The following is a 12,028-nucleotide window of genomic DNA, read 5'->3' as shown; positions in this document are numbered from 1 at the left end:
CTAACTTGTGCCTTTTAAACAGTGCATCTAAATGGTGTTCAAAATTTACTTGCCGAACAAAAACATCTAGTTATTTTAAAAAACGTTTTATATCAGCTTGTGAAATATATGCACCATGTACACGAGTAACTTTTTTTCCTGCTGTCTTTATTAACATATCGCCATTTCCCAACAAATGCTCAGCTCCAGTCTCATCAAGAATAATCTTTGATTCTGTGCTTTTTTGAACAGCTAAGGCAATTCTAGCGGTAATATTGCCACGAATTAGTCCACTGAATGTTTTTGAATCGGGGCGTTGTGTTGCAACGACAAGATGTATTCCTGCAGCCCTGGCTAATTGGGCAAGCCTAGCGATACTGTCTTCTAATCCTCCATCTTGCAGCAGTATATCAGCTAATTCTTCAATAATAACAACAATTTTTTTAAATTTTAGGCCTGTAGAATTGGCCTCGTCAATATTTTTTACTCCATATTTTTTAAACAGAGCATAACGATGATCCATTTCATCCACGAGCTCAAAAAAAGTACTTTTAATATCTTCCATTGAAATAGAAATTTTATCTTTATACAGAAAAGATGAGCCAGAGTAAAATGAAAATTCAACTTGCTTTGGGTCTATTAATGCTATGCTGAGAGATGAAGGAGAGTGCATGAGCATCAAAGAAGCGATTATTGCGTGCAAGCATACACTTTTTCCCTGACCAGTCGCACCAGCCACCATAAGATGCGGCGCTTGGGCAAGATCAAAGATAAAGGGATTTCCAAGAACGTCTACACCTGGAAAAAGTAGTAACTCTGAAGGCAAAGCATGCTGTTCATGCGCCCACGCTTCAATGTCAGCATAGGTACATCTTTTCCACATTCTTTGATGCCTTGGGATATCTAAATTTACAGTTTTTGATTTTTCCCCTCTTGTTAAAATTGGCAATCCATCTTGCAATCCAAGCGCAAGACTTAGGCGTTCTAATCCCTTTCTTAACTTATCCACCATGTTCACGTCAGGTAAATATACAATATACCTAGACAGACGAGGTCCATGGATTATACCTTTAACTTTTCCAACAACAGAAATATCTGATAAGGCAGAAACAAGTTGGTCAGTAATTTCAGGAAGTGACTTAAGCTCCACATCCGCGCCTCCAGTATCGTCGTTCTTATGAAGAACTCCCTTCTCTAGCAAATTAGCACGACGATTGGTGAGCGTTTCAAGAAAACGATCATAATCACAATCCATGGATTTCCAGTCTTCTTCAAGAAGCAGCACACCTCTATGCCAGTGGCGCCGAATCGCTTCACGGAAGGCTTCCATTGAACTAATTACAGATTCAGAATATTTTATACTATGAGTAATGCATAGGCCCAACCAGATGGCAACGTCTTGCTGACTGAAGAGGGATGTTGCTGGAATTTCCAGCCCTTTAGCATCTATCTTTTCATCAGGGAGACAACCCATCGCTAAAGATCGACTAATAGCTAGTCGGGCAACTCCAGCCTTCGTTGAAAGCCCGAGGTTTTCCATCATTTTAATAGTAGTATCATCAGCGATACTGCTCGTCCTGAATCGTGAATTTAAAATTTGCTGCGTTGAAATCTCAATCATAAAATTTTCCATCTAAAAATATTTATTTTCTCGGCCAACAGTTCGACCAATGCCATCGCCAACATCCGTGTGCTCGAGTAAATAAGTTTTAAGAACGCTAGGTTCAATCTTTCGCAGCAATGCTCGATCAATTTCTTTATCTTGAGAGAGTAAAATCACCTGCCGCGATTTATCATGCGCCCAAAAATCTAAGATATGTTCCCTGTGAAGACTATCAAGCCGACCCAGCGGAGTATCGACTACCATTGGTGCCCGGACACCTGACACTTGCGCTAATCCTGCAATCAATGCAGTCGCAAAAATTTGATTTTCACCCGCTGACCGATCAAATAAAATAGGTTGACCAGAGTTACCGAGAATGCGCGTATTCCCGTCATCAGAAATTTCTATTTTATTGACTTGCTTTTTATGAGCAAGCTTTTTGTACACACTAGTCATAGAATTAGCCAGTTCTTGCACCTTTAGAGGGAAGAGCTCTGGGATAATTTTTTCGATTGCAGTTCTAACACGTTCTGACTTTTCTAACAGAGCCCGTGCTGGACTTGAATCATCTAATTTCTTTTTTTCACGCTCATACTCAGCTTTTTGTGATTTCACACGGCCAGAAGTAGCTTGGAGTTTTCGCTCTTCAGCTCGAGCCTCCTCATCAAGAGCATCTAGCTCATTTTGCACACTATTTAGGTCAGCTTTTAATTGAGCAAGTGTCCCGTCACGATCAATCCCTTCGATTTTTGAAATTTTTCTACTCAACTCATCAATTCTTTGAGTCAACAGAAACTGATCGTTCACATTGTTTTGAATTTCTTGCTGTCCTAATGCTATTGAACTTAAAAATATTAAGGCCTCACGGCGCTGGCTTTCATGCAAATATGAGTGAATAATTTCCTTGGCACAATCGACTGGGGGAGGATAAAATAAACTGGCCCAGGCGGATTCTATCCGTTTCTCTATCGCAGTCTTCTGTTTATCAGTAAGTTTTGGAACGATAGATGGACCTTTTTCACTATAAAAGACAGATTCAAATTCCTTCTTTCGCGGCTCTAATGCAAGCTTCTCCGCTTCCCAAGCGAAAAATTTTGATTCTGCTTGTAACTGGCCTTGAAGTTCTTTCAAAATGGCAGGTGAAACTAAATAAAACGGCAGTGTCCCAACAAGCATATCTTCAAGAGACTTTCTTTTACTTTTTAGTTCATTGCGCAGCTGTTCTCGCTCTTCAACGAAATCCTTTACTGTTGCAATATCCCCACAGGCTCCCCCAGCACTTGTCAACCTCTCAATTAGTGCAGAGCGTTTCCCCTTCAAAATTTGAGCCCTAGAAGAGAGGTCATTCATTTTTTTTTCAGTCTCAGCCAATTGGTGCTCATTATTTTTCAATAATTCAAAAAGATTAACAAGCTGAGCTTCATTAACATTGTCAATCCCAGAACGTTTTTGCACTTCAAAATTGCGCAATCTCTCTGACAGTGCCCGCAGCAAGACAACCCCTAGAAGACCTTCAAGGCCTTGCTTTACCTGCTCGACACGATTTTGATCTGCTAATTTTTTTACCTCTTCACCATCAAAAAAGAAAAAAGGAGCTATATGAGCTGGCACTAAAAAATTATCAAGGAGTTCTTCTAAGTGAAAATTATTTTTCCCGTCGATTTTGGGTAACCCTGGTACCCCCTTATCTATATTACGGATGATAGCCTCTTCTTCGGCTGCCCATGCTCCTGACGTCCTAAAGTACCACTTCCGCGCGATATCGATTGCCTTAGAAGAGGACTTATTAATAATAACGCGCACCATCATGGTATCGCGCGCTTCTCTCTTCGCTTCTCCATTAAAAGCTCGCTCTAAAAATGTCGGGTATCCTCTTATATCATCAAGATTCAAGCCAGCTCTTGCAAGATGAGTCATTGAATCTTTGCCATAAAGGCAAAGATATAACGCTTCAAGAATTGAAGTCTTCCCATAGCCGTTCATCCCACCAATGAGTATGATATTTTTCCCTAATTTAGGTTCTGGGAAAAAAAATTCTTGGTGCTGATAAGATTTGAAGTTTGTTAACTCGATGCACGAAATCCACATAAAACTTCCCCCGGCTATTAGTCCATTCTGCCCAAGATTTCCTCAAAGCGAGGGTATATTCCAGCAGCTCTTTCTTGGTGCTGCCTCTCTCGCTGCAAAACCACCAGCTCAGTCAGAACATCAATGGGTACATTCATCTCAGCGCAGATTTTTTCAAGGATTGCGCGTGCTGAATCGTTTGTCCAAAGTGGAAGATCTCTTAGATAAATCTCACTCATTGGCAACTCCTTTCACAATTTGAAGTTCTTTTGCCCACTGCTTATGAATGATTTCAATTTCATCTTCCGAAATCAACTTTTGGCCAATCGAAGATTGAAGATTTAACAAGCGCTGCAGAATATGCTTCCGAGCTTTAATGGTAAATGGGCCGGGAACATGATTACCAGCCGCACCGAAGGTCAGCTTTCCATTGCGGCGCAAAGCCTGCCTCATTGCTGGTTGATTTCTAATATCTTTTAGCCAATCGCGAAATTCGATCAACATTCTATACTCGGTCCTTCCAGAATCAACGAACCCTTGTAAACTCTTATCCTTTTCAATAACAGTGCACGTCCAACATCCAAATCGGCTTCCACACGCAGGAGCATCCTCAGCACTTAACATTATGGGGCACTCTCCCCCCTCAGCATCTTTATAGAGCTTAATGAGAGAACTATGATTCCCGCCCCACGGGGCATCGTACATCAATAAAAGCTCCCAGACATCACAAGTTGTCAGATTAACAATAGGACGATAGATATACGCTCCCCTTAAAGAATCATGAGGAGACAGCCTCCCCCCCCGTATATTCTGATGTTTTTGAATTGACCGCGCACGTGATTGGCTCTCATCTCTACGCACACCAAGTAACACAATAGCTGCCCCTGACGAGGAAATGTTCTTTTTAATATAAGTGCTCGTAGGCTGTACTTTTAGTCTATCCGTACACCACCGCATTGTTTGATTTGGACTCGGATATCCTTTTCCAATGAGAAGTGTCCAAAAAGTATTGCCAATATCTGGTTTAGTTTTTGCCACCCCAAATGGCAGGCCAATGGACAGAATTGCCTCATTAATTTTTTGCATACAGATCTCAAGGTGCTCCAATACCAATGGACTTTCTACCAATGTATCATTTGAAACTATATGTACAGGCCGTGTTCTCTTACTTGGTGTAATACTGAGGACAGCTTCAAAAACAGCTTGAACTAATAGGGTACTGTCTTTTCCTCCAGAAAATCCAATAATCCATGGATATTTTTGCAATGGATTAAGATATTCTTCCTTAACTTCCGCAATAATTTTTTTCCATTTGTCATCTGGTGACAAATCTCTATCTTGCCCATCGATCTCACAGACAGTCATAAATTAATTCTTCTCCGTTAAATGTATTTTTAACGTAAAAAATATGGATTTACTCTATTTACAATAATTATTGTAACATATTTAAAAGCAAAACATAACCATAATATAAAAATATTAAAAAAATCCATATTTGCTATCTTGCTAATACCATTATTATCAATTTTTTTAACAAAAATTTTTTATATAATATATAAAATACACTTAATTATGTACAATGTAGTAATATGCAATGTATATAAAAATTATTTATCCAGGATAGCACTCTCTAACAACAATACAATTGCCAAGCTATTGTCTATGATATCGGCAAAAATATAAGACAAGTCAGTATTGTGCTTATAAAGTCTAAATTTTACATTGCCTTATATAACCTAGTTATATATCTATTAAAACGCAAGTACGACACTAGCGAGCCAAACTTCACACCCAAATAATCTTTATGAGTATACAAAAAATAATTAACGCATCGTATCATAAATTGGGGTACAACAACTTGTTACCATTTGATAATATTATCATATTTTATGCGATTATTCATCTTGGTGGCAACGGTTTTTTCTAGATTCATATAAGTTTATATATTAATAAAACTATATTAGAAATCAAATCACAGCAGCGATGCCGCCCGTTATGCGCTCTTTTCATCCTGCGGGTCGCAATCCGTGGATTCCGCCGCCAGGTCGTTCAGGGATTTGCCGCTCTTGTCTTTCCAGATGGAACGCCCGTTGGTATTGCGGCCAAGTGTGACCGATGACGCCATGCTGGGAGATGAGAAGGTATAATCCTGCGTAAAGGTATAAAGCTCGCCGTTTTTGAGCAGGACGCCCTGGCGGATCAAGTCTTCACGGAATGCTTTAATGCTCTTTGAGATGCTTGGCGTTGTTCCCGGCGCGGCCGTGGAATCTTTCAGCACAATAAATCCGCTGGGGTTCTGCACCGCTTTGGCAAAAATACCGTCACGGCCCTTCAAGGAGAACATATCCTTGGATTTGGCTTTCCCGGCACTTTTTGCACTTTCAAATATATCAATCCCTATCAGAGGGAACACGCCGAGCATATAGCCGAGAAAGCTTTCCATGTCGGCGAGTTCGGACTCGATGAGCGTCGGCGGCTGCGGCTGATTGCCGTTTTCAAGGTTGCAGCGCTTGCGGTCTTTGGCAAGTTCCACAAGTCTGCTTTCAAGATGCTGGATATGCGCCTTGTTCAGGCTGTTGTCCGTCGTAGTGAAAACGACGGCCCAATTCCAGAAGTCCTTGTTGAGGTTATGGCTTTTCAGACGTCCGAGGACAGGATCTCCTTCGCCGATATAGATTGTCGGCAAGGTGCTGTCCTCACTGTTGCCCACAAGCACGTAAACACCGGCCTGCGACAACTCTTTACGCTTTGTAGCCTCCTGAAAGCCTGTGCGGGCAAAGGTGACTCCGGTTCCCGTCCAGTTCGGACGGCTTAAAATCCGCAGCCCATTGGGCTCGCCGTTCGGCAGAAAGATTCGTATTGAGTAGGCTCCCGGCATATCCTCCCCCTTCTCTGCGAATCTACAGCCCCCAACTTGCGCGAGTCAATAAACCATAGGCTGAAAAGTCCTGGTCTGCCGCTTTTCGTGTAGATTTCCCTGCTCCGCATCTCTATGGCTCGTCGCTTTCCGCTCCGCCGGCGCCCGGCGCGCGAGTTCGTCAATCAATGCCCAAGCCGAAGATTATTCCGGCGAACTGATGTCCGTTACGCTCACAGTCTGAAAAGCGGCTTTCTCCGTTTCCGCCGGGCGCAAGCAATGTGCGCCCTTTCCCGTCAGTACCCAGTCCGGATTTATCCCTTTGCCGCGCAGGAGCGTGAGCAGCCATTCCGCCGGAATAGTCCCGCGCCGTTTCGCGTCCGAAATGGCTGACTGGTTGATGCCTAAAAACCTGCCCAACTCTCGCTGGGTTCCGCACCCGGTCACGGCCTGGATGCGCTCCATTGCCGATGAATAGTCCCTAATCCGCTTATCATCCATATCGCCTCTATACCCCTTTCGACTTATGGATATTTGGCGCACGTACTAGCTACTATAGTGCCATTTACGTGTCGGCCAATCAATCCGGTGCTATCCGGGCTTAATGAATGATACTCCAAACTTTGACTTGGCCTTGGGACAGATTATCCGCGAATACAGAGAACGCCTCGGATTATCCCGCAAACAATTAGCCGCTATTATTGGTGGTTCCGAATCTCACATCAAAGCTATCGAATCCAGGGTGCGCAATCCGACAATCACGGTTTTTACCCTGATTGCCGCAGCCTTGGGCATCGACGCGGACAAGTTGTTGCTGGAGGTCATGCAACGGCAGGCATATCTGAACGATAAAAATCTGGTGGAATAACAAGCAGATCATTCAACAAAGCATCACAACGTTTCAAATCTCTTCCACTCCTTCAGCACACGGCGCACCAGATCATTGATCAGTTCCAGCGCCGAAGATTATTCCGGCGGACTGATGTCCGTTACGCTCACAGTCTGAAAAGCGGCTTCCTCCGTTTCCGCCGGGCGCAAGCAGCGCGCGCCCTTTCCCGTCAATATCCAGTCCGGGTTTATCCCTTTGCCGCGCAGGAGCGTGAGCAGCCATTCCGCCGGGATAGTCCCGCGCCGTTTCGCGTCCGAAATGGCTGACTGGTTGATGCCTAAAAACCTGCCCAGCTCTCGCTGGGTTCCGCACCCGGTCACGGCTCGGATGCGCTCCATTGCCGCCGCGAAGTCAGAAAGTAAACTAACGCTCATCCCACATTCTCCTTTTCGACATAAAAAACGACACACCCGAGTGATAATATATTATCACTCGGGTGTGGGTTAAGCAATCCAATGCTATTTGGTAGCAATGAAGGACAGCTCAAACTTTTGTCTCGCCTTGGGGCAAATTATCCGCGAGCACAGAGAAAAGCGCAACTGGACGCGTAAAATTCTGGCCGCCAAAACCGGTATTTCCATATCGCATGTAAGGGTTATTGAAATGCGCCAAGGAAATCCTTCTGTCATGGTTTTTGTTGCAATAGCGGTGGCATTCGGCATCGACGCGGACAAGTTGTTGCTGGAGGCCATGCAAAGACAGGCATACCTGAACGATAAAAACCGGCTGGAATAACGAGCAGATCATTCAGTAACACATCACGATGTTTCGCATCCCATCCGTTCCCCCAACGCCCGACGCACCAGCTCGTTGACCAGTTCCTGCGCCGAACACTGTTCCGGCGGGCGGATTTCGATCACGCGCTCAGCCGGAAAAACGGGCTCTTCCGATTCCGCCGACCGCAGATAGTGCACGCCCTCCCCTGTCAGAATCCAGTCGGGATTCACGCCTTGCATTCGCAGCAGTTTCAGAAGCCAGTCCGCAGGGATAGCCCCTCTCCTTTTGGCGTCAGTAATTGCTGACTGTCTGATGCCCAAAAATTCAGCCAATTGCTGTTGCGTGCGGCAGCCTGCCGCTTCAAAGAAACGCTGTAACGCTGGGAACATGGCATTGCCCTCGCTCGCCTTTCCTAGCATACAAAATATATACTATCAACTGATTGGCTATATTATAATCGGCGTATTCCTTTATTTGTAACGGATGGAAGAAAAAATCCTCTGCCCTTTTGGCGAAGTGCTGCGCCATGCCAGAAAAGAGCGCGGCCTTACTCAATACCGCCTCGCCAAAATGGTGAAGCGCAATCCGCGCTATATCAGCATGCTTGAGCACAATAAGCGTGAACCACAATTATCGACGGTGCTGATGCTCGCAAGAGCAATGGGTATGGATGTCGGGGAATTGGTTCGGAATGTGGATGCGCTTTTGCCGGAGGATTGGGCAAAGCCGGATGAGGAAGATATCCGGCCCAAGAAGGCGGGACGACCGAAGAAAAATACCACTCAAAAAAGCTGAGCGTGATGCTCGCGAATAGGGCGGTTCAAGTGTGACATGCGCGCACGCGCATTCGCATGAGCGGCGTATTTCACTATCCGTGTCAACGTTATCCGCAAAACATCTTGAATGCCGGGTCGGGCGGCAGACATAAAAACAGGGCCGCGCGACCGTTCAGGTTATGTTCCTGTCCGCATCCTCGACCTCTTCCCGCTCGCCTTTTTGCTTTAACGCGCGCTTGTGGGCATACATCTGGGCGTCCGCGCGGGTCAGGGTGGCGTGGATGTCCGCATCGCGCTCCGGGTCAAAGCTGGCGATGCCGTAGGCGAAAAAGAGCGGAAAGCCCGCCACGCTGATATGCAGGGCCCGCGCGTGCAGTTCGTCCATTTCGGCCCGCAGGGCGGCCACATCCACATCCCGCAGCAGGGTGGCGAATTCGTCGCCGCCGGTGCGGTAGGTTTCGCCCCGGTCCTTGAAGCGCTCCACCAGCAGGCGCGCCAGGCTGATGATGTACTGGTCCCCGGCGGCGTGGCCGCGCTGGTCATTGACCTTTTTAAGCATATTCAGATCGCAGGTGAGCACGCTCAGCCCCTGCTGCTCATTGCGGCCGTGGAGACGCTTGGTGTCCAGCTCAAAGGCGTTGCGGTTGTTGATGCCGGTCAGCAGATCGGTATAGGCCAGCTTGCGGTACAGGGGCACGGAAAGGCGGCGCAGCAGCCAGGTGGTGACAAAGATGAACAGCAACACCAGCACACAGGAGCCGACCAGGCTGATGGACAGCGCCTTGCGGATGCTTCCGGCAAAAAGACCGGCGTCAAACTCCATGACAATGGCCCCCACGGTGCGGCCGTCCCGGCGGATGGGCTCGCAGGCGGGCAGCACGTCGCCCCAGTCAGTGCTGAGCACCTTGTCCGCATGCGCGGGGCTGCCCCGGAGGCAGCGCGTCAACAGGGGCAGCACCTCGGGCTCAATGAGATCCCCGATATGGCGGAAGTCCTCGGCGGCCGGATCCAGGCCGTCCACCACATAGATGGCCTTGCCCTGGTCGTTGAGCCGGGCCGTGTAGAGATAGCGCACGGCCGTCAACTGCCGCACGCTCGTGAGCAGGTCCTGAACCTCGGCATACAGGGGACTGCTCTCGTCGGCGGGGCTGTTGAGTTCCAGCAGACTTTGCGGCGGAATGCGGTCGGTCAGATAGGAAAAGATGGCGCCCGAACGCTCCAGCACCGTGTGGCTGACGCCCATGGTCACCTGATAATAAAAAATCCCGAAAATGGAGATCGCCGTGGCCAGGATGGCCAGGGGGACGCTCAGCAGGATTTTTCTTTCCACGCCGGACAGCGGCGTACTGACGGAATCCGTGTTCATGTCTCCGGTCCAGGATGCCTATCCGGCTGGGAAGGCCGCCGAATGCGGACTACAAGCGCATAGTAGGATAAGGGACTATACACCAGGGCCGGGCATGATTCAACGAAAAGCTGGCGCGCGCCCCGGCGGGCGCTGAACTTGCCTCAACCCCCTCCCGCCTGTATAAGGAATAAGGCCGCCGCGCGAGGCGCGGCACGGTCGAGGAGTTTTCCATGTCCCCGTTCACAAAAAACAGCGAAATGACCTCCCTCATTCTGGACAGCCTGCCCATGGGCGTGCTGTTCTGCGACATGGACTACATCATCCGCTTCGTGAACAAGGCCTATGCCGATCTGCTGAGCCGGCGGCCCGAAGAACTGCTGGGATGCGACATCACTGAAATCATCCCCCACTCGCGCGCGCGCGTGGTGCTGCGCGACGGCCGGGCCGAAATGGGCGAACTCTGCCAGCTCGGGCCCGGCAACGCCCTGCCCGTGGTGGTCAACCGCATTCCGGTGCGCGACGGTCAGGGGCGGCTGGCGGGCATGGTTTCCCAGGCCATTTTCAACGATCCCGAAGAGCTGAAAAAGCTCTCCTCCAAGATCGACCACCTGGGGCACACCCTCAATCAGTACAAACGCCGGATCAAGGCCAGCCTGGCCCCGCAGTACAGCCTGCGCAGCATTCTGGGCGAAAGCGCGCCCATGCGCCGCCTCAAGCAACAGGTGCGAAGCTACGCCCAACTGGACGCGCCGGTGCTGATTCTGGGAGCCACCGGCGCGGGCAAGGAACTCTTTGCCCATGCCCTGCACGCCGAAAGCCCGCGCGCCGAAGGCCCGCTGGTCAGCATCAACTGCGCGGCCATCCCCAAGGATCTCTTTGAGTCCGAGCTGTTCGGCTATGCGCGCGGCGCGTTTTCCGGCGCGCATCAGGACGGCAAAATCGGCCAGATCGAACTGGCCGACAAGGGCACCCTCTTTCTGGACGAAATCGGGGAAATGCCGCCCGAGATCCAGGCCAAGCTCCTGCGCGTGCTGGAAAGCCGCAGCGTCTGCCGGGTGGGCTCGGTCAACGCCCGCAACGTGGACTTCCGCCTGGTGGCGGCCACCAACCGGAACATTTCGGCCATGCTCAGCGCGGGTTCCTTCCGCGAGGACCTCTACTACCGCATCAATACCTTTGTGCTGGAAATCCCGCCGCTCTGCGAGCGCGCGGACGACATCCTGCCCATCGCCCGCTATGTGCTTTCGCGCATGGGCCTGGAACATCTGGCCTTTGCCCCGGAAGCCGAGGCGGCCATGCTGGCCTTTTCCTGGCCGGGCAACGTGCGGCAGTTGCACAATGCCGTGGTGCACGCGGCCACCATGCGCCACGGCGACATGATCCAGGTGGACGACTTCCCGCCGGACACCCTGCCCAGCGCGGACCTGCCCCTGCGCGCCGTGGCCGCCGGGGACCTTTCCGACATCATGGCCGACACCGAGGCCGTGGTCATCCGCAAGGTGCTGGCCGAACAGGGCGGCAATGTCTCGCGCACGGCGCGCACCCTGCATATCGCGCGCGCCACGCTGTACGAAAAGCTGCGCAAGTACGGCATCAGCCGCCGGGGCGCATAGATTTAACAGGCCTGAAAACACGTCCGCTGATTGCCCGACCGACGCCCTTGAACCGCCGGGGCGTTGAATATCGTTTCCGCCACAAACAAAGGCCGCCCGATGGGCGGCCTTGAGGCTGTTGACAACGTCGGCAGCCCCGAAAATCAGGAGCAGATCGCGGCTTTGCCGCGCCGTTAAGC

Annotated in this window: 13 protein-coding genes; 4 read left to right on the top strand and 9 right to left on the bottom strand. The window is 49.3% G+C overall.

The window, feature by feature from the left end; all coding sequences use genetic code 11:
• Positions 1 to 70: 70 nt before the first annotated feature.
• From AXF13_RS16290 to AXF13_RS15190, 6 genes are all read right to left on the bottom strand, one after another.
• Positions 71 to 1,600 carry an FtsK/SpoIIIE domain-containing protein gene (locus tag AXF13_RS16290; protein ID WP_190276359.1) on the bottom strand — a complete coding sequence of 510 codons (1,530 nt, stop codon included), beginning with the start codon at positions 1,598 to 1,600 and terminating at the stop codon, positions 71 to 73.
• A gap of 12 nt (positions 1,601 to 1,612) precedes the next feature.
• Positions 1,613 to 3,670, bottom strand: a complete 2,058-nt coding sequence (dndD, locus tag AXF13_RS15210; RefSeq protein ID WP_062254505.1) for a DNA sulfur modification protein DndD — start codon at positions 3,668 to 3,670, stop codon at positions 1,613 to 1,615.
• A 17-nt stretch (positions 3,671 to 3,687) separates the two neighbouring features.
• A complete protein-coding gene (locus tag AXF13_RS15205) occupies positions 3,688 to 3,888 on the bottom strand; it encodes a DNA modification system-associated small protein (protein WP_062254503.1) in 201 nt (66 codons plus the stop codon).
• Positions 3,881 to 5,014, bottom strand: coding sequence for a DNA phosphorothioation system sulfurtransferase DndC (dndC, locus tag AXF13_RS15200; protein WP_062254501.1), 1,134 nt, complete (start codon positions 5,012 to 5,014; stop codon positions 3,881 to 3,883). The genes AXF13_RS15205 and dndC overlap by 8 nt, the downstream gene beginning before the upstream one ends.
• 628 nt (positions 5,015 to 5,642) lie before the next feature.
• Positions 5,643 to 6,527: a GIY-YIG nuclease family protein gene (locus AXF13_RS15195; protein ID WP_062254499.1), complete on the bottom strand. Its 885-nt coding sequence runs from the start codon at positions 6,525 to 6,527 to the stop codon at positions 5,643 to 5,645.
• 183 nt (positions 6,528 to 6,710) lie between these two features.
• A complete protein-coding gene (locus AXF13_RS15190; protein ID WP_062254497.1) occupies positions 6,711 to 7,007 on the bottom strand; it encodes a helix-turn-helix domain-containing protein in 297 nt (98 codons plus the stop codon).
• A gap of 133 nt (positions 7,008 to 7,140) precedes the next feature.
• Here AXF13_RS15190 and AXF13_RS15185 point away from each other — a divergent pair, with 133 nt between their 5' ends.
• On the top strand, positions 7,141 to 7,374 hold the full coding sequence (locus tag AXF13_RS15185; protein ID WP_236887150.1) for a helix-turn-helix domain-containing protein: 234 nt from the start codon (positions 7,141 to 7,143) through the stop codon (positions 7,372 to 7,374).
• A gap of 98 nt (positions 7,375 to 7,472) precedes the next feature.
• On the opposite strand, the gene AXF13_RS15180 is transcribed toward AXF13_RS15185, so the two are convergent.
• Positions 7,473 to 7,769 carry a helix-turn-helix domain-containing protein gene (locus AXF13_RS15180; protein WP_062254492.1) on the bottom strand — a complete coding sequence of 99 codons (297 nt, stop codon included), beginning with the start codon at positions 7,767 to 7,769 and terminating at the stop codon, positions 7,473 to 7,475.
• A gap of 97 nt (positions 7,770 to 7,866) precedes the next feature.
• On the opposite strand from AXF13_RS15180, the gene AXF13_RS15175 reads away from it, so the two are divergent.
• Positions 7,867 to 8,130 carry a helix-turn-helix domain-containing protein gene (locus tag AXF13_RS15175; protein WP_062254490.1) on the top strand — a complete coding sequence of 88 codons (264 nt, stop codon included), beginning with the start codon at positions 7,867 to 7,869 and terminating at the stop codon, positions 8,128 to 8,130.
• Between the two features lie 23 nt (positions 8,131 to 8,153).
• On the opposite strand, the gene AXF13_RS15170 is transcribed toward AXF13_RS15175, so the two are convergent.
• Positions 8,154 to 8,501 carry a helix-turn-helix domain-containing protein gene (locus AXF13_RS15170; RefSeq protein WP_062254489.1) on the bottom strand — a complete coding sequence of 116 codons (348 nt, stop codon included), beginning with the start codon at positions 8,499 to 8,501 and terminating at the stop codon, positions 8,154 to 8,156.
• Positions 8,502 to 8,595: 94 nt separating this feature from the next.
• On the opposite strand from AXF13_RS15170, the gene AXF13_RS15165 reads away from it, so the two are divergent.
• The gene (locus AXF13_RS15165) at positions 8,596 to 8,907 is read left to right on the top strand and encodes a helix-turn-helix domain-containing protein (protein ID WP_062254487.1); all 312 of its coding nucleotides are present in this window, start codon (positions 8,596 to 8,598) and stop codon (positions 8,905 to 8,907) included.
• Positions 8,908 to 9,060: 153 nt separating this feature from the next.
• On the opposite strand, the gene AXF13_RS15160 is transcribed toward AXF13_RS15165, so the two are convergent.
• Positions 9,061 to 10,254, bottom strand: coding sequence for a GGDEF domain-containing protein (locus AXF13_RS15160; RefSeq protein ID WP_062254485.1), 1,194 nt, complete (start codon positions 10,252 to 10,254; stop codon positions 9,061 to 9,063).
• 212 nt (positions 10,255 to 10,466) lie between these two features.
• On the opposite strand from AXF13_RS15160, the gene AXF13_RS15155 reads away from it, so the two are divergent.
• Positions 10,467 to 11,849, top strand: a complete 1,383-nt coding sequence (locus tag AXF13_RS15155) for a sigma-54 interaction domain-containing protein (protein WP_062254483.1) — start codon at positions 10,467 to 10,469, stop codon at positions 11,847 to 11,849.
• The last annotated feature ends 179 nt before the right edge of the window (positions 11,850 to 12,028 follow it).

Origin of the sequence: Desulfovibrio fairfieldensis (assembly GCF_001553605.1) — a bacterium.
Lineage (GTDB): Bacteria > Desulfobacterota > Desulfovibrionia > Desulfovibrionales > Desulfovibrionaceae > Desulfovibrio > Desulfovibrio fairfieldensis.
The sequence above is the reverse complement of the archived record's forward strand: the minus strand, read 5'-3'. Positions and strand labels throughout refer to the sequence as shown.